The 19,877-nt window shown below is 72.0% G+C and carries 23 protein-coding genes; 16 read left to right on the plus strand and 7 right to left on the minus strand.

Annotated features, from left to right (window positions below; genetic code table 11):
• The 4 genes from BI06_RS12565 to BI06_RS12580 all read left to right on the plus strand — a co-directional run.
• Positions 1–2,234 (plus strand): type I polyketide synthase (locus BI06_RS12565; protein WP_043468037.1); only part of this gene is annotated, 2,234 nt, incomplete at its 5' end.
• A gap of 83 nt (positions 2,235–2,317) precedes the next feature.
• Positions 2,318–3,088, plus strand: a complete 771-nt coding sequence (locus BI06_RS12570; RefSeq protein WP_030398550.1) for an SDR family NAD(P)-dependent oxidoreductase — start codon at positions 2,318–2,320, stop codon at positions 3,086–3,088.
• 136 nt (positions 3,089–3,224) lie between these two features.
• The gene (locus BI06_RS12575) at positions 3,225–3,644 is read left to right on the plus strand and encodes an ester cyclase (protein WP_030398551.1); all 420 of its coding nucleotides are present in this window, start codon (positions 3,225–3,227) and stop codon (positions 3,642–3,644) included.
• Positions 3,645–3,758: 114 nt separating this feature from the next.
• Positions 3,759–4,169 (plus strand): nuclear transport factor 2 family protein, encoded by a 411-nt coding sequence (locus BI06_RS12580; RefSeq protein ID WP_051740901.1) that lies wholly within the window; start codon positions 3,759–3,761, stop codon positions 4,167–4,169.
• A gap of 64 nt (positions 4,170–4,233) precedes the next feature.
• On the opposite strand, the gene BI06_RS12585 is transcribed toward BI06_RS12580, so the two are convergent.
• Positions 4,234–4,662 carry a TipAS antibiotic-recognition domain-containing protein gene (locus BI06_RS12585; protein WP_051740904.1) on the minus strand — a complete coding sequence of 143 codons (429 nt, stop codon included), beginning with the start codon at positions 4,660–4,662 and terminating at the stop codon, positions 4,234–4,236.
• 231 nt (positions 4,663–4,893) lie between these two features.
• Here BI06_RS12585 and BI06_RS12590 point away from each other — a divergent pair, with 231 nt between their 5' ends.
• From BI06_RS12590 to BI06_RS12620, 7 genes are all read left to right on the plus strand, one after another.
• Positions 4,894–5,778: a LysR family transcriptional regulator gene (locus tag BI06_RS12590; RefSeq protein ID WP_043468039.1), complete on the plus strand. Its 885-nt coding sequence runs from the start codon at positions 4,894–4,896 to the stop codon at positions 5,776–5,778.
• Between the two features lie 134 nt (positions 5,779–5,912).
• Entirely contained in the window at positions 5,913–6,368 is a 456-nt protein-coding gene (locus BI06_RS12595; protein ID WP_043468041.1) for a VOC family protein, read from the plus strand.
• Between the two features lie 244 nt (positions 6,369–6,612).
• The gene (locus BI06_RS12600; RefSeq protein ID WP_043468043.1) at positions 6,613–8,292 is read left to right on the plus strand and encodes an ABC transporter substrate-binding protein; all 1,680 of its coding nucleotides are present in this window, start codon (positions 6,613–6,615) and stop codon (positions 8,290–8,292) included.
• Positions 8,289–9,284 (plus strand): ABC transporter permease, encoded by a 996-nt coding sequence (locus BI06_RS12605; protein WP_233290129.1) that lies wholly within the window; start codon positions 8,289–8,291, stop codon positions 9,282–9,284. Before BI06_RS12600 ends, BI06_RS12605 begins: the two co-directional genes overlap by 4 nt.
• Positions 9,285–9,290: 6 nt before the next feature.
• A complete protein-coding gene (locus tag BI06_RS12610) occupies positions 9,291–10,202 on the plus strand; it encodes an ABC transporter permease (RefSeq protein ID WP_051740906.1) in 912 nt (303 codons plus the stop codon).
• A complete protein-coding gene (locus BI06_RS12615; RefSeq protein ID WP_051740910.1) occupies positions 10,199–12,007 on the plus strand; it encodes an ABC transporter ATP-binding protein in 1,809 nt (602 codons plus the stop codon). Before BI06_RS12610 ends, BI06_RS12615 begins: the two co-directional genes overlap by 4 nt.
• The gene (locus tag BI06_RS12620; RefSeq protein WP_051740913.1) at positions 12,004–12,900 is read left to right on the plus strand and encodes a metallophosphoesterase; all 897 of its coding nucleotides are present in this window, start codon (positions 12,004–12,006) and stop codon (positions 12,898–12,900) included. Before BI06_RS12615 ends, BI06_RS12620 begins: the two co-directional genes overlap by 4 nt.
• A 22-nt stretch (positions 12,901–12,922) precedes the next feature.
• On the opposite strand, the gene BI06_RS49415 is transcribed toward BI06_RS12620, so the two are convergent.
• On the minus strand, positions 12,923–13,222 hold the full coding sequence (locus BI06_RS49415) for a hypothetical protein (RefSeq protein WP_149030361.1): 300 nt from the start codon (positions 13,220–13,222) through the stop codon (positions 12,923–12,925).
• A gap of 162 nt (positions 13,223–13,384) precedes the next feature.
• Entirely contained in the window at positions 13,385–13,801 is a 417-nt protein-coding gene (locus BI06_RS12630) for a GNAT family N-acetyltransferase (protein ID WP_043468048.1), read from the minus strand.
• A gap of 638 nt (positions 13,802–14,439) precedes the next feature.
• Here BI06_RS12630 and BI06_RS50630 point away from each other — a divergent pair.
• Positions 14,440–15,072, plus strand: coding sequence for a hypothetical protein (locus BI06_RS50630; RefSeq protein WP_158516423.1), 633 nt, complete (start codon positions 14,440–14,442; stop codon positions 15,070–15,072).
• A gap of 103 nt (positions 15,073–15,175) precedes the next feature.
• Here BI06_RS50630 and BI06_RS12640 read toward each other — a convergent pair whose 3' ends face one another.
• The 3 genes from BI06_RS12640 to BI06_RS12650 all read right to left on the minus strand — a co-directional run bounded on the left by BI06_RS12640 (position 15,176) and on the right by BI06_RS12650 (position 16,943).
• Positions 15,176–15,571 carry a hypothetical protein gene (locus BI06_RS12640; RefSeq protein WP_233290130.1) on the minus strand — a complete coding sequence of 132 codons (396 nt, stop codon included), beginning with the start codon at positions 15,569–15,571 and terminating at the stop codon, positions 15,176–15,178.
• A gap of 342 nt (positions 15,572–15,913) precedes the next feature.
• Positions 15,914–16,120, minus strand: a complete 207-nt coding sequence (locus tag BI06_RS12645; RefSeq protein WP_043468051.1) for a DUF397 domain-containing protein — start codon at positions 16,118–16,120, stop codon at positions 15,914–15,916.
• Positions 16,110–16,943: a helix-turn-helix transcriptional regulator gene (locus tag BI06_RS12650; protein WP_043468053.1), complete on the minus strand. Its 834-nt coding sequence runs from the start codon at positions 16,941–16,943 to the stop codon at positions 16,110–16,112. The genes BI06_RS12645 and BI06_RS12650 overlap by 11 nt, the downstream gene beginning before the upstream one ends.
• Before the next feature lie 123 nt (positions 16,944–17,066).
• On the opposite strand from BI06_RS12650, the gene BI06_RS50635 reads away from it, so the two are divergent.
• From BI06_RS50635 to BI06_RS12670, 4 genes are all read left to right on the plus strand, one after another.
• Positions 17,067–17,303: a hypothetical protein gene (locus BI06_RS50635; protein ID WP_043468055.1), complete on the plus strand. Its 237-nt coding sequence runs from the start codon at positions 17,067–17,069 to the stop codon at positions 17,301–17,303.
• Positions 17,300–17,503, plus strand: coding sequence for a hypothetical protein (locus tag BI06_RS50640; RefSeq protein WP_043468057.1), 204 nt, complete (start codon positions 17,300–17,302; stop codon positions 17,501–17,503). The genes BI06_RS50635 and BI06_RS50640 overlap by 4 nt, the downstream gene beginning before the upstream one ends.
• 20 nt (positions 17,504–17,523) lie before the next feature.
• Positions 17,524–18,012: an NUDIX domain-containing protein gene (locus BI06_RS50645; RefSeq protein WP_051740923.1), complete on the plus strand. Its 489-nt coding sequence runs from the start codon at positions 17,524–17,526 to the stop codon at positions 18,010–18,012.
• Positions 18,013–18,216: 204 nt separating this feature from the next.
• Entirely contained in the window at positions 18,217–19,383 is a 1,167-nt protein-coding gene (locus tag BI06_RS12670) for an ankyrin repeat domain-containing protein (RefSeq protein ID WP_043468060.1), read from the plus strand.
• 115 nt (positions 19,384–19,498) lie between these two features.
• Here BI06_RS12670 and BI06_RS12675 read toward each other — a convergent pair.
• The coding region (locus BI06_RS12675; protein ID WP_206743636.1) for a hypothetical protein at positions 19,499–19,877 on the minus strand (379 nt) is incomplete at its 5' end.

Here is a 19,877-nt window from a genome sequence, read left to right on the forward strand (position 1 = left end):
CGCCGGACCTGACCGCCGCCCCGGTGTGGGGCCTGGTGCGCTCGGCGCAGTCGGAGAACCCGGGCCGGATCGTGCTGGTCGACACCGACGGCACCGACGCCTCCGAAGCCGCCCTGGCGGCGGCCGTGGCCGGCGGCGAACCGCAGCTGGCCCTGCGCGAGGGGCGGGCACGGGTCCCGCGCCTGGTCCGGGTGGCCGTCCCCGAGGTCGAGACCTCGGCCCGCCCCTGGGACCCGGACGGCACGGTGCTGATCACCGGTGGCACCGGGACCCTCGGCGCCTTGCTCGCCCGGCACCTGGTCACCGAACGCGGTGTCCGCCACCTGCTGCTGCTGTCCCGCCGTGGCGCCGACGCGCCCGGCGCGGCCGAACTGCGCGAGGAACTCACCGCCCTGGGCGCGAACGTGACGATCACGGCCGCCGACACCGCCGACCGCGAGGCGCTCGCCGCCGCGATCGCGGCCGTCCCGTCCGCGCACCCGCTGACCGCCGTGGTCCACACGGCCGGTGTGGTCGACGACGGGGTGCTGAGCGCGCTCACGCCCGAGCGCCTGGCCGCCGTCTGGGCTCCCAAGGCCGACGGCGCCCGTCACCTGCACGAGCTGACGCGCGGCCACGACCTGGCGGCGTTCGTCCTCTACTCCTCCGTCGCCGCCGTGCTCGGCGGCCCCGGGCAGGGGAGCTACGCGGCCGCGAACACCTACCTCGACGCCCTCGCCGCCCACCGCCGCAGCATCGGCCTGCCCGCCCAGTCCCTGGCCTGGGGGCAGTGGGCCGAGGTCAGCGGCATCACCGGGCACCTCACCGAGGCGGACCTCCGCCGGGCCGCGCGTGCCGGACTGCGGCCGATCCCCAGCGAGCGCGGGACGGCCCTGTTCGACGCGGCCGAGCGGGTCGACGCCGGGTTCCTGGCGGCCGTGCCGCTCGACCTGGCCGCCGTCCGGGCGCAGCGCGAGGTGCCGCCGCTGCTGCGCGGGCTGGTTCCGCCGGCCCGGCGCACCGCCGGCGCGGCGCCCTCGGCCACCGCGGCGCCGACCCTGCTGCCGCGGCTCGCGGCGCTGGGCGAGGAGGAGCGGGTCGCGGCCGTCCTGGAACTGGTCCGCACCGAGGTCGCCGCCGTGCTCGGCAGCGAGCCGGGCGCGGTGCCGCCGGGCAAGGCGTTCAACGACCTGGGCCTGGACTCGCTGTCCGCCGTCGAGCTGCGCAACCGGATCACCGCCGCCACCGGACTGCGGCTGCCCCCGACGGTGACCTTCGACCACCCGGACCCGACCGAACTCTCCAACCACCTCTCGGGGTTGATCTCCAGCGCCGGGGCCGAGGCGTTCGCCGTGGCGGCCGGAAGCGCGGGAGCCGGTGAGGCGGACGACCCCAGGAACCCGCTGTCCACGCTCTACCGCCGCCTCGCGGCCCGGGGCGGCTTCCCCGAGGCCTCGGCGCTGATCGGCGTCGCCTCCGCCCTGCGGGACCGCTTCGGCGTGGCGGAGCGGGCCGAGCGCGCGCTCAAGCCGATCAGACTCGCCACCGGTGACGGCGAGTTGGCCGTGGTCGCCTTCCCGGCGCTGAGCGCGATCTCCGGCCCGCACGAGTACGCCCGGCTCGGCCACGCCTTCGAGGGCGAGCGGGACGTCTTCGTCGTCCCCTCGCCGGGCTGGGACCCGTCCGACCTGCTGCCCGACGACCTCGACACCTACCTCACCATGCAGACCGAGACGGTGCTCGAACTCCTCGACGAGGACCGCCCGTTCGTCGTCGTCGGCCGCTCGATGGGCGGCTGCGTCGCGCACGCCGTCACCGAACGGCTGGAGGCGCTCGGCCGGTCGGTGGCGGGCCTGGTCCTGATCGACTCCTACCCGATCGACAGCGCGGCGCGCGAGGGTATGGGGGAGTGGTGGCTGCACTCGATGCTCGGCGGCATGATCGACCGGATCGAGCAGTACGACATGGTCTGGAGCGACGCCAGCCTCACCGCCATGGGCGGCTACAACAACGTGTTCGCGGGCTGGCAGCCCGCGCCGCTCACCGCGCCGATCCTGGCGCTGCGGGCGGACACCCCGCTGCGCGGCATGGTCGTCGACACCGAGGAACGCGACAACTGGCGGGCGTACTGGCCCGTTCCGCACGAGGCCCGGGACATACCCGGTGACCACTTCACCGTGCTGGAGCACAAGACCGCGACGACCGCCGACGCCGTCCGGCAGTGGCTCGAAGGCATCGAGCGGCCCGCCTCCTGAGCCGCGCGGTGCGAACTCCCGAGGGTGCCGCGAGAACCGCGGGCACCACCGATCCCCTGAGGAACCTGAGGAAGGACACAGGCATGACCCACCCCGTAGTACTGGTCACCGGCGCGGCGTCGGGCATCGGCGAGGCGACGACCCGGCTGTTCGCCGAGCGGGGCCACCGCGTGGTCGCCGTGGACGTCGACAAGGCGGGCCTGGACGCGCTCGCCGGCATCGACGGCGTCGTGACCCTGGCCGGTGACGTGTCGTCGGAGGAGACCAACCTCCGCGCGGTCGCGCTCGCCCAGGAGCGGTGGGGGCGGCTGGACGCGGCGGTCCTGAACGCCGGTACGGGCGGCGGCGGGCCGCTGGAGGCGCCGGGCGCGGTCGACCGCTTCGACCGGCTGTTCCAGGTGAACGTGCGCAGTGTGGTGCTCGGGATCCGCGCCGCCGTACCAGCGCTGCGGGAGGCCGGCGGCGGGGCGATCGTCGCGACCTCCTCCGTCTCCGGCCTGCGCGGCGACCCGGGGACGTGGGCGTACAACGCGACCAAGGCGGCGGTGATCAACCTGGTCCGCGCCACGGCCATCGACTACGCGGCGCAGAACATCCGGATCAACGCGATCGCGCCGGGCGGCACGGTCACCGGTCTGACGGCCGGGCAGGTCGCCGACCCGGAGTTCTCGGCCTTCATCACCCGCCGGATCCCGGCCCAGCGCTGGGCGGAGGCCCGCGAACAGGCCGAGGTGGTCTGGTTCCTGGCCTCCCCGGCGGCCTCCTACGTCACCGGGGTCACCGTCCCGGTCGACGGCGGGCTGAGCGCCAACGGCGGCATCCTGCTCCCGCCGCCGGCGGCTCCGTCCCGCTGAGCCACCCGCACGCCCGCACGCCCGCACGCCCGCACGCCTGCACGCCTGCACGCCTGCACACACGCACACACGCACACACGGACCACCGATTTCCGTTCCACCCCGATTTTCCGTCTACCGAAGAGAGCGAGAAGCCATGAGCATCGAGGCGAACAAGGCCCTGGTCGAGCGGTACTACCACGAGCTGGTCACCGGCCAGCGGGTCGAGCTGCTGGAGGAGCTGGTCGCCGAGGACGCCGCCGACGAGACCCGGGTCGGCCCGGGCGGCAGCGGCACCCGCGCGGACTTCGAGGAGCACCTGCGCTGGCTGTGGCAGAACGTCCGCGACGTGAAGGCCACCGTGGAGGACCTGGTGGCCGAGGGGGACCGGGTGATCGCGTTCTGGCGGATCGAGGGCACCCACGTCGGACCGATCTTCGGCGTGCCGGCCACCGGCCGTTCCTTCGTGGGCCACAGCATCAGCTGGCTGACGGTGCGGGACAACAAGGTCGTCCGCTACAACGTGCTCCCGGACCGCCTGGGCATCGTCCAGCAGCTGGCCCCGGCCATCGTCTGACCGTCCATCCCCGAACTCGGGCCCGGCCGCTTCCTTCTCCTTTCGGCCGGGCCCGGCCCCGTTCCACCCCACCCACCCGTCTGTCGCACCACCACAACCCTCAGGAGACCGCCCATGACGACCGGCCCGACCCCGGCCGACGCCGAGGAGCTGCGCCAGCTGCTCGCCCGTTTCTCGCACGCCTTCGACAACGCCGACGCGCAGGCGCTGGCCGAGGTGTTCGCCGAGGACGGGGTGATCGAACTGACCCGCACCGGCGCGGTGTTCACCGGCCTGGAGAAGATCCGGGTGTTCGCCCGCGACCTGGGCCCGGAGCACCCGGACCACCAGACCCTGGACTCGGTGTTCACCGTCGACGAGGACGGCACCTTCCGCGGCCGCAGCCGCTACCTGGCGATCCTGCCGGACGGCAGCGTCCACAACGGCGACTACTTCGACGTCTACACCCGCACCCCGGACGGCTGGCGGATCGCCCACCGCCGCTCCGTCCCCCGCTACCCGCGCCAGCGCCACCACCGCGACTGATCCCCGGCGCCGCCACCCGGCGGGTGCGCCCGGACGACGGTCCGGACGCACCCGCCGACGCACGTCACCGGCCGGTGTCGCCCGACCCCACCGGAGCCCCGGATCCGGCCCCCGGGGCGAACCCGGTCCCCTGATCGGCGAACACCCTGATCGCGGCACCCAGGAAGTCCACCATCCCGGGGTGGTAGGAGTCGTGGAGCGCCCTCATCGCCTCGTCCTCGGCGTAGAAGAGCGACATGCCGACGTAGGCCTCCCTGGAGGGGACGTAGAACCGGCAGACGATGTCGAAGTGCCTGCGGACGAGTTCCTGGATCTCCTGGTCCCCGGGCAGGGCGCCGTCGTTCAGGAAGACCGTGATCTCCCGGTACAGGACGTCCCAGTCCTGGTGGACCCGGGCCCTGTCCACATGCTCCCAGTCGTTGGTCCCGGCCAGGCTCCTCGCCTGCTCCTCGGCCAACGACCGGCGACACTCGTCCTCGTAACTGTTCCCCATGGCACCGGCTCCCGTCGTACCTCTACCTCCTCGGTGGATTCCCAAGAGGCCGCCGACCTGTCGACATCGACCGACCGTCGATGATCAACTGTCGATCCAGGCCGAACGCTGACAGACAGCCGCCGGGGCGGCAAGCCATTTCCTGCGCCCCGGCCGCCCTACGGCCCGGGTCGGCCGACCGAGGGCAGCCCCGACACCACCCGGCAGAGCACGACCACTAACCTGCGAACCATGGAACGGCGCGACATCGAGATCTTCCTGACCCTGGCCGAGGAACTGCACTTCGGACGCACGGCCGAGCGGCTGGGGGTGAGCGGCGCCCGGGTCAGCCAGACCGTCAAGCAGTTGGAGCGCCGGTTCGGGGTGGTGCTGTTCCAACGGACCAGTCGGCACGTCGCGCTCACTCCCGTCGGCAGCGCGCTGCGCGACGACGTCCGGGCGGGCCACCAGCGCATCCAGGAAGGCATCGCCAAGGCGGTCGCCGCCGGGCGGGGCTTCGCCGGCGTCCTGCGGGTGGGATTCTCCAGCCCGCTGGTCGGCGAGGCCGTGATGGCCGCCGCCGCGGTGTTCCGCACCCACCACCCCGAGTGCGAGGTCCGCATCCGCGAGGTGCACCTGTCCGACGCCTTCGGCGCCCTGCGTGCCGGGGAGCTCGACCTCCAGATCACCGAGTTCCCGGTGGACGAGCCCGACCTCGCCGCCGGACCGGCGCTCCTGCGCGACGAACGCATGCTGGCCGTGTCCGCCAGGCACCCGTTCGCCGGAAAGGACCACGTGACCGTGGAGGACCTCGCCAGGGACACCGTCCTCGTGCCCGCGGACGCGCCCGCGTACCTGCTCGACGCCCTCGTGCCGCCGAGGACCCCGACCGGACGACCCGTCCAGCGGACGCACACGCTCACCTCGCGCCAGGAACTGCTGACCCTGGTCGGCGCCGGCGCCGGCATGGCGATCGTGGGCAGCCAGGCCGTCCGGCACCACAGCCGCCCCGACATCGCCTACATCCCGATCGCCGACCTCCCTCCGATCGTGTACGGACCGGTCTGGAGTGCCGCCGCCGGGACCACCCGCGTCCGTGCGTTCACCGACCTCCTCCGGGTGGAAATCGGTCGGTGACCGGAACGGCCGTCGACGCTAGCGGCCGACTTCGATCATTAACTCCAGGGTTAACGATCCTTTCGGATTCCGTCGTTGTTGCAGGTGGACCGGCCGCCGAGGATTGAGGCACAGCAACGGCGAAAGGAAAGACCATGGCAAACCCGGTGCCCGACGAGTACAAGGGCGGCGTCCCCTACCTCAACGTCCACGACGCCAAGGCGGCGATCGACTTCTACAGGAACGCATTCGGCGCGGACGTCCTGATCGAGATCCCGCGCCAGGGCGACAGGATCGCCCACGCCGAGTTCCGGATCGGCAGCGCCGTCTTCATGCTGCGCGACGAATACCCGGAGTACGGCTTCCGCAGCCCGCGGACGATCGGCGGAACCCCGGTCAACCTCATGGTCTTCGTGCCGGACGTCGAAGCCCTCGCCGAACGGGCCGCGGCCGCGGGTGCCCGTGTCGTCCGCCCGGTCGAGATGCAGTTCCACGGCGACCTCCAGACCGAACTCGAGGACCCCTTCGGCCACTCCTGGTTCTTCGCCACCCGCGTCGCCGAGATGGACGCACAGGAGCTCCACGACACCGCGGCTGCCGTCAACCTGTGACCGGAGCCGCGCCGGGCCGCATCGCCGGGGCCGCACAGCCGCTGTGCGGCCCCGGGGGCGAGCCGGGGGTACCTCCCGGTCGAAGGCCGGGGGGTGTGCGGGCCCGGCGGCGACCGCGGGCGCGGTCCGAACGAGAGGGCCTAAGGGTGCGCTAGGGGTCCGGTAGGGGTTCGCCGCCGTCGGCCCGTCGATAGCGTCCCGGTATTCCTCCCACCACCCCTCGTACCGCGACGGAGTCACCAGCATGGCCATCACCGGGCCCCGGCCCCTTCCGCTGCTCGCCGCCCTCACCGCCGGGGCGCTGCTCCTGGCGGGCTGCAGCTCCGGCACCGGCTCCGGCTCCGGTGCAGCCGCCACGGCCGGCGCCGCCGGTATCGACGAGAAGCCGGTCCAGGGCGGCTCGCTGACCTACGCCACCGACGTCGAGCCGATCTCCTTCGACATCCACGTCAGCCAGCAGGACATCACCGGGGCCATCCAGCGCAACGTCTTCGACTCGCTCGTCCACCAGGACGACAAGGGCGAGTTCCAGCCCTGGCTGGCCAAGTCCTGGGAGATCGCGCCGGACCTCAAGAGCTACACCTTCCACCTGCGCGAGGACGTCAAGTTCACCGACGGCACGGTCTTCGACGCGGAGGCGGTCAAGGCCAACTTCGACCGGATCGTCGCCAAGGAGACCAAGTCCCAGTACGCGGCCAGCCTGCTCGGCCCCTACACGGGCACCGAGGTGGTCGACGCGCACACGGTCAAGGTGAACTTCTCCGAGCCGTTCGCGCCCTTCCTCCAGGCCGCCAGCACCGCCTACCTGGGCTTCTACTCGCCGAAGGCCATCAAGGAGAACGGCTCCAAGCTCGGCGCCGGCGGCCCGGCCGACGTCGGCACCGGCCCGTTCGTGTTCACCGGCTACACCAAGGGCCAGAGCGCCGTCTTCACCCGCAACCCGGACTACAACTGGGCGCCGCCGAGCGCCAACCACCAGGGCGCCGCCTACCTGGAGAAGCTCACCATCCGCTTCCTCACCGAGGACTCGGTCCGGGTCGGCGCGCTCAGCAGCGGACAGGTGCAGGTCGCCGAGCCGATCCCGCCGGCCGACGTGCGCACCGTCCAGGGCGACCCCAAGCTGCGCACCATCGCCACCGACGCGCCCGGTGCCAACTACGCGCTGGTGCTCAACACCACCAAGGCGCCGCTGGACGACCCGAAGGTGCGAAAGGCGGTGCAGCGCGGCATCGATCTCGACACCGACATCCAGTCCGTCTACTTCGGCGTCTACAAGCGGGCCTGGAGCCCGATCGCGCCGAGCACCCCGTACTACGACAAGTCGCTGGAGAAGTCCTGGCCGTACGACAAGGCCGCGGCCGAGAAGGCGCTGGACGAGGCCGGCTGGACCGCCCGTGACGGCGAGGGCTACCGCACCAAGGACGGCAAGCGGCTCTCGCTGGAGTGGCCGCTGCCGCCCGCCGAGTACGTGCGCGAGCAGCGCGAGACCCTCGGCCAGGCGATCCAGGCGGACCTGAAGAAGATCGGCGTCGAGATCACCCGCCCCCGCCTCGACATCGGCACCTACATCGCCAACGTCTACGGCGGCAAGGAGCACATCGCCGACTACAGCTGGGCCCGCTTCGACCCGGACGTGCTGCGGCTCTACTTCAACAGCGCCAGCAAGCCGTCCACCGGCGGCCAGAACGCCACCTTCTACGAGGACGCCCAGCTCGACCAGTGGACCACCACCGGCAAGGGCACCTTCGACAAGGCCGTCCGCCAGGACGTCTACACCAAGACCCAGCAGCGCGCGATCGAGCTCGGGCTGATCGTCCCGCTGTACGTGCGCACCGCGGTGGTCGGCACCGGCGCCAAGGTCCGCGGCCTCACCGCCGACCCCAACACCTGGCTCGCCTTCCACGGCGCCTGGATCGCCAAGTGAGCACCGGAACCACCGGGTTCGCGGAGCCGGCGGACACGCCGGCGCCGGCCCGCAGCAGCGCCCCGCGCCTGCTGCGGGCCGCCGCGCGGCGGCTGCTCGGCGCGGCCGCCGTCCTTCTCGGCGCCGCCACCGTCGCCTTCGCGGCGCTCCAACTCGTGCCCGGGGACCCGGTCACCGTGATGCTCGGCCCCGGCACCGCCGCCACCCCCGAGGTCAAGGCGGCGATCCAGGAGCAGTACGGCCTGGACCGGCCGGTGCCCGTGCAGTACTTCACCTACCTCGGCCACCTGCTCACCGGCGACCTCGGCGAGTCCTACCAGCTGCAGCGCCCGGTCGCCGACCTGATCGGCGACCAGCTCGGCCCGACCGTCCAACTCGGCGCCGCCGCACTCGGCCTGGCCGTCCTGCTGGCCCTGCTCGCGGCGGTCGGCACGGCCGGCCGCCGACCCGCCCTGCGCGCGCTCAGCTCGCTCGCCGAACTGCTCGCCGTGTCCAGCCCCTCGTACTGGATCGGGATCCTGCTGCTCACCGCGTTCTCCTTCCAACTGCGGGTGTTCCCGGTCGCCGGGGACGACGGCTTCGCCGCGCTGGTACTGCCCGCCGTGACCCTGGCCCTGCCCGTCGCCGGGATGCTCGCGCAGGTGCTGCGGGAGGGACTGGAGACGGCGCTCGGCAAGCCGTTCGTGCTCACCGCCCGTTCCCGGGGCGTGGGTTCGGCCGCCGTGGTGCTGCGGCACGCACTGCGGCACGCGGCCGTGCCGGTGGTCACCCTCACCGGCTGGCTCACCGGATCGCTGCTCGGCGGGGCGGTGCTGGTGGAGTCGGTGTTCGGCCGGCCCGGCATCGGCGCGCTGACCCTCCAGGCGACCACCAACAAGGACCTGCCGCTGGTGATCGGACTGGTACTGCTCTCCGCGCTGGTCTTCGTGGTGATCTCCGCCCTCGTCGACCTGCTCTACCTCGTCATCGACCCACGGCTGAGGACCGACTGAACCGCCATGGCCCATACCACTGTTGAACCGGTCCCCGGTCCCGACGCCGTGCCCGCCGCCGTGCTCCTCAAGGCGCCGGAGGTCCCGGCCCCGGCCGCGCCCGCCCGTCGGCGGCCCCCGCTCGCCCTCCTCCTCGCCCTGGCCGCGCTCGCGCTGCTGCTCGTCGCCGCGCTCGCCCCCGGCCTGCTCAGCTCCGCCTCGCCCATCGAGACCCACCCGGCGGAGGCGCTCACCCCGCCCGGCGCCGCGCACTGGTTCGGCACCGACCAGCTGGGCCGCGACCTGTTCGCCCGCGTCCTGCACGGCGCCCGGCCGTCCCTGCTGCTCGGCCTCGGCGCCACCGCGTTCGCCATCACCGGCGGCACCCTGCTCGGTCTCGCCGCCGCGCTCGGCGGCCGCTGGGCGGACCAGATCCTGATGCGCCTGGCCGACGTGCTGCTCTCGCTGCCGCCGATCCTGCTCGCCCTGCTCGCCGTGACCGTGCTCGGCACCGGCTCGCTCAACGTGATGCTCGCCATCGCGATCGCCTTCGTGCCCGGCTACGCCCGGATCGTGCGCGCCGAGACCCTGGTGGTCCGCCGCTCCGGATACGTGGAGGCGGCGGTCGGACTAGGCCTGCCGCGCCCGCTGCTGATCGTCCGGCACGTGCTGCCGAACGCCGTCGGGCCGATGCTGGTGCTCGCCACCGTCGGCTTCGGCACCGCGCTGATCGCCGCCGCCGGGCTCAGCTTCCTCGGCCTCGGCCCGCAGCCGCCCAGCCCCGAGTGGGGCGCGATGCTCTCCCAGGGGCGGCGCTTCCTCGCCACCGCCTGGTGGGTCGGCGTCTTCCCGGGCGCCGCGATCACCGCGACGGCCCTGGTCGTCAACGTCCTCGGCCGCCGCGCCCAGGCCCGCTTCACCCGGAGGACCGACGCATGACGCACCCCGCCGCCCCCGGTACCCCGGAGTCCTCCCCGCCCCTGCTCGCCGTCGAGGGCCTCGACGTGCGCTTCGGCCCGGTGCACGCCGTCCAGGACGTCTCCTTCGCCCTCGACCGGGGCGAGTGCCTGGCCGTGGTCGGTGAGTCCGGCTCCGGCAAGAGCGTCACCGCCCGTACCCTGGTCGGCCTCACCGGCGCCGGCGGCCGCGTCCCCGCCGCCGTCTCCGCCCGCCGGCTCGCCTTCGACGGCCTCGACCTCGCAACCCTCACCGAGGGCCAGTGGCGGGAGGTGCGCGGACGGCGGATCGGCCTGGTCCTCCAGGACGCCCTGGTCTCGCTAGACCCGCTGCGCACCGTCGGCGCCGAGATCGCCGAACCGCTGCGCGTCCACGGCCTCGCCGCCCGCGCCGAACTCCCCGCCCGGGTCCGCTCCCTGCTCGAACGGACCGGCGTCCCCGAGCCGGAACGCCGCGCGGCCCAGTACGCCCACCAGCTCTCCGGCGGCCTGCGCCAGCGCGCCCTGATCGCCTCCGCGCTCGCCGCCGAACCGGACCTGCTGATCGCCGACGAGCCGACCACCGCCCTGGACGTCACCGTCCAGGCCCAGGTCCTCGACCTGCTCGACGAACTCCGCGGCAAGGGCACCGCCCTGCTGCTGATCAGCCACGACCTGTCGGTGGTCGGCCGCCTCGCCGACCGGGTGGCGGTGATGTTCGGCGGCCGGATCGTCGAGACCGGCCCCGCCGAACGCCTGCTCGCCGAACCGCGCCACCCCTACACCCGCGCCCTGCTCGCCGCCGTCCCCGGCGCCCGCACCCGGGGCACCCGGCTTGCCCCCGAGTCGGCCGGCCGCCCCCCTGCTTCCCCCGGCGGTTGCCCCTACGCGGCCCGCTGCGCCGCCGCCGACGACACCTGCCGCAGCACCCTCCCGCCGGTCGACGCGCTCGGCTCGCGGTGCTGGCACCCGACGGCGGCCGCTGCCTCGCTGCTCTCCGTCCGCGAGCCCGATCCGGCCCCGACTGTTGTTGACGGCGCCGACCGCACCCCCCTCCTCGACGTCGACCGGATCGGCCGCTCCTTCGCCGGCCGCCCCGTCGTCCAGGACGTCTCCTTCCGGCTCCACGCGGGCGAGACGCTCGGCCTGGTCGGCGAGTCCGGCTCCGGCAAGACCACCACCGCCCGGATCGTGCTCGGCCTGGAACGCCCCGACACCGGCAGCGTTCTCCTCGACGGCCGCCCGTGGAGCGCGCTCACCGAACGGGGACGGCGGGCCGACCGGCTGCGCATCCAGGCCGTCCAGCAGGACCCGCTCGGCTCCTTCGACCCGCGCTTCACCGTCGAGCGACTGGTAGCCGAGGCGGCCGCCCGCACCGGCGTCCCGCGCGGCGAGGAACGGCGTCGCCGGGTCACCGAACTGCTCGACCAGGTCGGCCTGCCCGCCGCGCTGCTGGCCCGCCGCCCGACCGAACTCTCCGGCGGCCAGCGCCAACGCGTCGCCATCGCCCGTGCGTTGGCCCCGGCGCCCGCCCTGCTGGTCTGCGACGAGCCGGTCTCCGCGCTCGACCTCTCCGTGCAGGCGCAGATCCTCGACCTGCTCGCCGACCTGCGCCGCGAGCTGGGCCTCGCGCTGCTGTTCATCTCGCACGACCTCGGCGTGGTCCAGCACCTCGCCGACCGGGTCGCGGTGATGAAGGACGGCCGGCTCGTCGAGACCGCCACCGTCGACCGGCTCTTCGCGGAGCCCGCCGACCCCTACACCCGGCGGCTGCTCGCGGCCACCGCGCCGGTGGGGGCGTCCCGGTGAGCACGCCGAACCTGCTCGCGGTCGCCGACCTGCACGTCGGCCACGCCGGTAACCGCGCCGTCCTGGAAGCCCTCCGACCGGCCACCGACGAGGACTGGCTGATCGTGGCCGGCGACGTCGCCGAACGCTTCGACGAGATCGCCGGCGCCCTGGAACTCCTCGCCGGGCGCTTCGCCCGAGTGATCTGGGCCCCCGGCAACCACGAGCTCTGGACCCTCCCGGACGACCCGGTCCGCCTGCGCGGCGACGCCCGCTACCGCGCACTGGTCGAACTGTGCCGGGGCCTGGGCGTGCTGACCCCCGAGGACCCGTACGCGCTGTGGCCGGGCCCGGACGGGCCGGTCGCGGTCGCTCCGCTGTTCCTGCTCTACGACTACACCTTCCGCCCGCGCGGCACCGCCACCAAGGACGCCGCGCTCGCCGCCGCGCACGCGGCCGGGGTGGTTTGCACGGACGAACTCCTGCTCCACGCCGACCCGTTCCCGGACCGGGAGAGCTGGTGCCAGGCCCGGGTGGCCGTCACCGAGCGTCGGCTGGCGGCTCTGGATCCGGCGCTGCCGACCGTGCTGGTCAACCACTTCCCGCTGCGGCGGGAGCAGACCTATTTGCTGCGCCACCCGGAGTTCGCCCTCTGGTGCGGCACCGAGCAGACGGCCGACTGGCACCGGCGGTTCAACGCTGTTGCTGTTGTGTACGGACACTTGCACATCCCACGCACGGTGCGCGCGGACGGCGTCCCGTTCCACGAGGTGTCGCTCGGCTACCCGCACGAGTGGTCCCGGAGGGGTGGAGTCCCGTCGCCCCTGCACCGCATCCTCCCGGCCCCGGCCCGTCAGCCCGCTGTTGTCCCGCCCACCCTCCGCCCCTTGGTCGGCCCCGCAGTGCGGCTGTAGGCCCTGGGTCGAGAAGTGATCTTCAGTCGCCGACGAAGACGAGGTAGCGGTGCGGCTTGAGTTCAAGCTGCTCGGCCAGGGCAAGCACTTCTGCTGCGGCCTCGGCCTCGGGTGCTGAAGTGCTGTCGATCAGTGCCCTCAGCTCCGGGACCAGGAGCCGCATCTGCGACTTGTTGAACCAGGTGTCGTCATAGGGATCGACGTGACCGAGCATCGGCAAGGCCAGAGTCGCGGCTCGTCGACACAGGTCACCGATCGCCGGGTGGGTGCAGCTTGCCAGGGTCTCTCCGGTGTATGTCCGCACATTCACGCTGATCGGCATGCCGCCACCGTAGCGCCGCCCACGTCGGGCAGCGAGATCATTTCCGGAGGGCGGTAGGTAGGTCACGAGCCGCAGTGTTCAGCCACCAGGCCGGCTTGACGGAGACCCGCACATCCCAGGTGGCCAACCACGCAGTGTGGGATCGGGATCCGTTGCGTCGGTCTACAGCTGATCGATTGCCCAGGTGAGTACCACCTGCCCCGTTTCCGGGACGCCGCCGGCGCGGCGGTACGTCGCCAGTGCCGCCGCATTCTCCTCGTCCGTGATCGTCCACACGCCGTAGCAGCCCTGCTCACGTGCCAGGTCCGCAAGCGCCGACACCAGAGCCCGGCCGACGCCACGTTCACGGAACGACTCGTCCACGCCCAGCTCGTACAGGAACATCTCGGTTCCCTTGTCCGGATGGGTCATCTCGACACCGGTGACCATCCCCGCCGGGACGTCGTCCACATAGGCGATCAGGAGATGATGGCGCTCGTCCGTCAGGAACCGTTCAGTTGCCTCCCGCCCTGGGGCGGTGTCGAAGAGATGTCCAGCGGCGTCGACCGCCTCGACCTGAGTGACACGACGGATCTCCATCCGAGGATCCTGGCACGTTCCGCCAGCGGGGGGCGGCCATTCTGCCGCAGCGCGATCCCGACGCCGAACCCATCTCTACGGCCTTGGGAACCGCATTGCTCCGACCTCTGTCGGTTTTTGGGAAGGGCGAACGTCCCCTGATGCGGCACTGGCGGCGCGTGGGTCCCGAGCGGAAGTTCGGGTCAGACGGTGCCGAACTCGCCTGCCTGCACACCTGTGACGAAGGATTGCCAGGCATCGGAGGGGGAAACGCGACGCACTGGTCGGCGAGGTCGGTGGCGGTGGCGACGGGGATGTCGCAGTCCAGGCCCTGGACCGGTCCCGGCCGGTCCTACCGATGGTGCCTCGTGTTCCCGAACGCCGCAGCCACGACTACGTCCGGCCCGGCAGGACCACAAGACGCTCGACATCGAGTCGTGGCTGCTGGCCCATCCGCGGTTCCACCTGTCCGGTCCGGGCGACGGCTGCTGTGCCTGCGGTTGCCGCACTGGCCGTGTTCTCGGTCAACAGCCTTGGATTTTTCGGTCATTCCGACCGAAAGGCCCTGCCGCACGGGCGCTGACACCCTACCGTGAAGGGGAGTCTGCCCCGGTTCAGGGCGGAACGGGGTGATTGAAGCGCACGGAGGAAGGAAAGCCATGGGGGTACGTGCACGTTTGCGTGGGGGCGCGGTCGCGGTGGGGGTCGCGGTGCTGGCGGTCGGGGCCCTGGGGGCCGGGGTGGCTCCGGGCCGGGCGGCGGCTGCCGACCAGTGGCGGCCGCAGCCGGGGACCTTGTACATCTCCGACCTGCCGAAGACCGAGTCGTGGCGCGCCAGCCCGACCGCCCGGGGGTGGGGCACCGATTTCGACTGTCCGGTGGGCTGGCCGGCCGAGCCGGCCGAAGTCAATGTATGGCACCGGGACTTCACCACCGCGGAGACCGCGTTCGCCCAGCAGAAGGTGGCAGTCTTCGCCACGGAGGCCGAGGCCGTCGCCTTCGCGGACAAGGCCCGGCAGGACTACATCGCCTGCGCGCACGCCCCGCAGCGGCCCGGCGTGACCGCGACCTACTTCGACCACGGGGTGATCGACGTCGAGGAGGGCGCCACCCTTCAAGGGGTGCACACCTTCAACTCCAACGCCACCGAGCGCCCCGACTACAACTACCTGTGGGGCGTGGGCCGCGACGGCGACACGGTGACGCTGGTCCTGTGGCAGAGCTACTGGGGCGATCCGCCTGTGATCCCGTGGAAGAACACCCTGAACACCGCGGTGAAGAAGCTGTACTGAGCACCCGCCGCCGACTCCTCGTCGCCGCTCCCGGCGGGGCCGCGGAGCCGGGCGGCGCGGCCACGATCCGCCTGCGGCTCCGTCCGGAGTGAAGCGCCCCGGGTCAGAGGTCCGTGGCACCCGGGTAGTGGTGGCGAAGTTCGTTGAGTACGCGCTCGTCGACAGCCCTGACATCCCACAAAGAGCTGTCGAATTCGGTCAGCACGAGCACGAGCTCGTCCCCGGCGAACCCACGTGCTTCGGCGTCGATCAACTGAAGGAAGGGCGTCGTCAACGACAACAGCGTCAACGTGTCCATGCCTGCGTCGGCGGACCTCCTCTCCATCTCGACACAGCGAGGATCGACGATCTCATCGAATTCGATGCGCCACGTCAGGTCCAGACCGAAGCTGCCGAGGCGAACCAGTAGCTCAGCCAGGGTCACGTAGTGCTTTCCGTGCCAGGCAGGAAACGTGATTCCCTTCATCCCCGTCTCTGGTTCGGCGGTATCGCGTGACATGCGGCCTCCTTCGTTCAGCAAACACTAGGCCGTCAGCTCACACGACCCATCGGACAGGATCTAACCCGAGGCGCTCACCTCCCCCCTCCCTGCCTCCCCACCTCCTCCGCGACACCCCCGCCGAATGGCCCAACCCCGCCGGGCCCTTGCGCGGTGCCACAAGTCGGTGCCGTCCTTGGGAGAGTGGGAAGTCGGCCCCGTCGACTTACCACTCCGGATCACAGCATCCGCGGTCGGTGTGCCGCAAAGGTGCTCCGTTGCCGTGTCCGTGGAGCCGGACTCCCAGGCTCGACACGTGGGCCCCGACCGGGAGTCCGGTCGGGGCCCAGGAGTCGGTTCAGGTCAGACGGTGCCGAACTCGCCCGCCTGCACGCCGGCGACGAAGGACCGCCAGGCACCGGAGGGGAAGAGGAGGGAGGGGCCTTGCGGGTCCTTGGAGTCTCGAACCGGCATGACATCGGTGTAGCCATCGGCGACCTCGATGCACCCGCCCCCACCATCGCTGTGTGAACTCTTGCGCCACTCGGCGCCTGACAGATCAACGTGCATGGCAATCAAGTTCCTTCCGTACCTCATGAATCATGGCCAGGCTGTCCGCCCGGGGAAGTGCGTCCACCTGGAGTCGATCGTACTTTCTTGCCCATCCTGCGACGGCTTCGGCATCCTGTTCCAGGTAGCCCCGTTGAAGCGTCTCGGTGTACCCGACCATCGCGCGATTCGGCAGCGTCAAGAGGGTGACCGCGTGCGATAGGGGGCGTTCCTCGCCCAGGCCGTACGGCGCGATCTGCAGGACGACGTTCGGTCGGGTGGACAGCTCCGTCAGGTAGGCGAGTTGCTGCGCCATGACGGCAGCGCCGCCGATCGGACGGCGAAGAACGCCTTCGTCCAGCACGGCATGGATGGTCAGTGTCCGCTCCAGCAACTTCTGCCGCACAGCGAGAACTCGGAGTCGCTCGTCCGCCTGAGCGCGAGTGGCCTCGCCGCGCCGCACGATCGCGGCCTCGTATGCCGCCGAGTAGTCATGATGTTGGAGGACGCCAGGCACCAGACCTGTTGCGAAGAACCTTATGCAGATCGCCTCGCGCTCCTTGGTGGCGTACTCGGGGAATCCCGGAATGAGCGCTCCGTTCTTCCAACTCCACCACAGCAGCTCCAGTGCTCCGCCAGCCGCCAGTGCTTCGTCGGCCCGCTGGACGAACTTTAAGCTCGGGGCCTGCTTTGCCGTCTCCACGTTCGAGATGTAGACGCTGGAGTATCGAACTAGCGTGCCGAGTTCGACCTGGGTCAGTCCTCGCGCCTCGCGCAACCGGCGAAGTTGAACCGCGAAGGCAGCAAGTGGAGATGACGTCGGATCAAGTTTGATGCGCTTCAAGATCGCCCCACTTAAAGCAGTGTGAACTAGAGAGTTGAAGTCCTTCCGATCGTAGCCTCTCCAGCTCCACCATGGATACGGGTCGTAGTGATCCAAACGCACAGTGCAACCAGTGGAGCCCCCATGCCCATCTACACCCCTGCCGTCGGCGAGGTCGTCCGCGACCTCGCGCACCTCGACACCTCCGGCAAGCCCCTCGAAGCGGTCTACATGGACACCCTCGCCGGGCTCGTCTACCTCCGCCACGAGGCCGGCGGCTGCGAGTGGACCACCAAACCCAACCGCATCCAGGCCCTGCCCAGCCCCCGCTTCCTCAGCGTCCAGCACCCCAGCCGGCCCCGCATCTCCGACGTGGCGTGAACCGCCCCCTGCGACTCGTCGTCGCCGCCGTCACCGTCCCCACCCTCAGCGCCTGCGCCGCCGCCCTCGTCTGCCGGCCCATCCACGACGGACCCCTCGGACCCCAACTCCTCATCTTCGGCCTCGTCCTCGCCACCGGCATCAGCGCCGGACTCCCGGCCTGCCTCACCTGGCTCTCGCCCAAGAACCCCGACAACTGACCCTCGCCCAGGAGCCCCACGTGCTGCACCACCTCCCCTCGCTCCTCGCCACCCCGCCCCGCCGACGCCACCACCACCACGCCCTGATCCTCAACCGCGACGGCGCCCTCCTCGTCATCGGCACCACCCACCAAACCGGCCTCGTCCTGCCCGGCGGACCCGCCGAGGAGAACGAACTCCCCCACCACGCCGCCCGCCGCCACACCGACACCCAGACCGGACTCGTCCTGCCCCTGCGTAAGATCCTCGCCACCGACCACACCCCCACCCGACTCCTCCCCGAGGCCCTCCACCTCGTCCACTGGGGCGGACACCTCAGCCCCGCCCAGGAATCCACCGTCGCCCGCCACCGACCCCCGCACACCGTCACCGCCGCCCACTGGCTCCACCGCGCCCAACTCGCCGACAACATGCAACCCGACCACCACCGCCGCACCACCCACGCCCTCGACGCCCTCACCCGCGGCGCCCACCTCCCCCTCCTCCTCCACGGCACCCCCGCCGAATAACCGCACCCAACGGCCCCCCTGCGGGATCCCGCAGGAGGGCCACCCCGAGCGAAAACCTCACTGCCCCCTTTGGCCCGCGTCGAGTCCTCCCGTTCGAAAGCGGCGCCGTCACTGTCCCGTCGCACCGAAGTTCGACCGGTGCCCGTGGCAGCGTCATCCGAAATCGGTTGGCCCTGTGCCTTCCCTCATGGGCACAATCACCCGATGCACCACCTTCCCCTGCTGCTGGCCGCTGTCGAGCGTGGCGACGACGCTGCGGCGTTCGAACTCCTGGAAGAGGTAACCGCAGGCGAACTCGCGGGTGAGGACGCCGTGACCCTGCTGGCCGCCGCCGCGTACGCCGGACGCGACGAGGTCGTCGACTGGCTGGTCCAATCGGACGTCGACGTGACCCGCCCCTGGGCCGGCGGCGTCGACCCGGTGACATGGGCGGCCGAACACGGCATGTACTGGATCTTGCAGGCCCTGTTGTCCCGGAGCCGGGACCCGCTGAGCGCCGACAGCCCGCACCGCCGTGCACTTCGCGCGGCGCAAGATGCAATCGGTTCCCGCTCCGACGTGACGGCGGATCAACGCCCCGCACACCGGGCAGTCCTCACTGACCTGGAGGCCGTGCTGGGAATCCGACGCTCGCCGGACGAACTGCTGGCCCGCGCCCTGATACACGGTGATCCCTGGCACGACGACTGGTCCGCCTCGCTCTTCCAGCTGGGTGTCCGGGCCGACCAGGAGACGTTCGACTGGGCGCGCAAGGCCGCGGAGGACACCTCTTCACTCGGCCGCCGACGCTTCGGGCTCGACACGGTGAACGTCCTGGGGTTCGGCCTCGACGTCGACAAGGACGACGAGCCGCCGTTCACCCGCGAGGCGGCCGAGTTCCTGCGCCCCCTGTTGGACACCGAGCAGGACCCGCACGCACTCGCCGCCGTCATCGCCGCCTTCACCGGCTACTGCCAACGCGAGGAAGTCCCGGCGATCCTGATCCACGCCGACCACATCGCCCCGAACGTCCGCCGCAGCGTCGCCACCCACCTCTTCATCAACCCGGCCCTCGGCGCAGCCGAGCAGCAGGAAGTCCTCGCGGCCCTTGTGCGCCTGGCCGCTGATCCCGCCCCCGAGACCCGGACGACCGCGCTCTACAAGTTCACCCTGTCCCCCATCGACACCCCCGAGCTGCGCACCGTCATGACGGCGCACCTGAAGGACTCCCACCTCGACGCCAGGATCGAAGCCGCCGCCGGGCTCGCCCAACGCGGCGACGAACGTGGCCTGGCAGTGCTCTACGCGGTCCGCTCCGCCATCAGGAATCGCCGCAGCCCGGGCGCGGGACGCCTCGGCGACCTTCACGACATGCTGACGGCCCAACCGTAGGCGCGTTCAAGAAGGAGAAGCACATGGGACGGCGTGCGCAGCGGAGCAGGGTGTACCGGCGGTGCGGGTGCGGGTGCGGGTGCGGGTGCGGGTGCGGTGCCCGGGCCGGCGTCGGTCAGCGGCTCGTTCCCTCCGGCGCCTCCGGTAGCGCGATGATACGCCGGACGGCCGCAGGGGTGCGGACGCCGGGGCGGGCGGTCCGCTCGCGGCACCAGGAACGGCCGCCCCGGGAGGTGGAGCGCCAGGAGGTCGCGAAGTGGCGCCGCGCCAGCCAGGGCCGCAGCAGGGCGGGGAGCTCCTGCGGGTACGGGATGCGGTGGCAGGTGTCGGCGACGGCCTCGACGGCGGCCCAGTCCGGGCCGTCGCCGACCCGGTCCGGACCGGCGACGGCGGCCAGGACGTCCTCGAACCCGGCCGTCAGCATGGCGTCGCACCATCCCGGCACCCCCGCCCGCTGCCGGGTGGCGGTGCCGGGAAGCGGCGCCGGGCCGGAT

Source organism: Kitasatospora sp. MBT66 (genome assembly GCF_000710405.2).
Classification (GTDB): domain Bacteria; phylum Actinomycetota; class Actinomycetes; order Streptomycetales; family Streptomycetaceae; genus Kitasatospora; species Kitasatospora purpeofusca.

Bases quoted from the DNA above. Each gene is read 5' to 3' on its own strand.
- BI06_RS50635 (WP_043468055.1), top strand. From the start codon at position 17,067: ATGCCCATCTACACCCCTGCCGTCGGCGAGGTCGTCCGCGACCTCGCG.
- BI06_RS12580 (WP_051740901.1), top strand. From the start codon at position 3,759: ATGACGACCGGCCCGACCCCGGCCGACGCCGAGGAGCTGCGCCAGCTG.
- BI06_RS12645 (WP_043468051.1), bottom strand. From the start codon at position 16,120: ATGCACGTTGATCTGTCAGGCGCCGAGTGGCGCAAGAGTTCACACAGC.
- BI06_RS12570 (WP_030398550.1), top strand. From the start codon at position 2,318: ATGACCCACCCCGTAGTACTGGTCACCGGCGCGGCGTCGGGCATCGGC.
- BI06_RS12575 (WP_030398551.1), top strand. From the start codon at position 3,225: ATGAGCATCGAGGCGAACAAGGCCCTGGTCGAGCGGTACTACCACGAG.
- BI06_RS12615 (WP_051740910.1), top strand. From the start codon at position 10,199: ATGACGCACCCCGCCGCCCCCGGTACCCCGGAGTCCTCCCCGCCCCTG.
- BI06_RS12670 (WP_043468060.1), top strand. From the start codon at position 18,217: ATGCACCACCTTCCCCTGCTGCTGGCCGCTGTCGAGCGTGGCGACGAC.
- BI06_RS49415 (WP_149030361.1), bottom strand. From the start codon at position 13,222: ATGCCGATCAGCGTGAATGTGCGGACATACACCGGAGAGACCCTGGCA.
- BI06_RS12600 (WP_043468043.1), top strand. From the start codon at position 6,613: ATGGCCATCACCGGGCCCCGGCCCCTTCCGCTGCTCGCCGCCCTCACC.
- BI06_RS12590 (WP_043468039.1), top strand. From the start codon at position 4,894: ATGGAACGGCGCGACATCGAGATCTTCCTGACCCTGGCCGAGGAACTG.
- BI06_RS12610 (WP_051740906.1), top strand. From the start codon at position 9,291: ATGGCCCATACCACTGTTGAACCGGTCCCCGGTCCCGACGCCGTGCCC.
- BI06_RS12595 (WP_043468041.1), top strand. From the start codon at position 5,913: ATGGCAAACCCGGTGCCCGACGAGTACAAGGGCGGCGTCCCCTACCTC.
- BI06_RS50630 (WP_158516423.1), top strand. From the start codon at position 14,440: ATGGGGGTACGTGCACGTTTGCGTGGGGGCGCGGTCGCGGTGGGGGTC.
- BI06_RS12585 (WP_051740904.1), bottom strand. From the start codon at position 4,662: ATGGGGAACAGTTACGAGGACGAGTGTCGCCGGTCGTTGGCCGAGGAG.
- BI06_RS12640 (WP_233290130.1), bottom strand. From the start codon at position 15,571: ATGTCACGCGATACCGCCGAACCAGAGACGGGGATGAAGGGAATCACG.
- BI06_RS12630 (WP_043468048.1), bottom strand. From the start codon at position 13,801: ATGGAGATCCGTCGTGTCACTCAGGTCGAGGCGGTCGACGCCGCTGGA.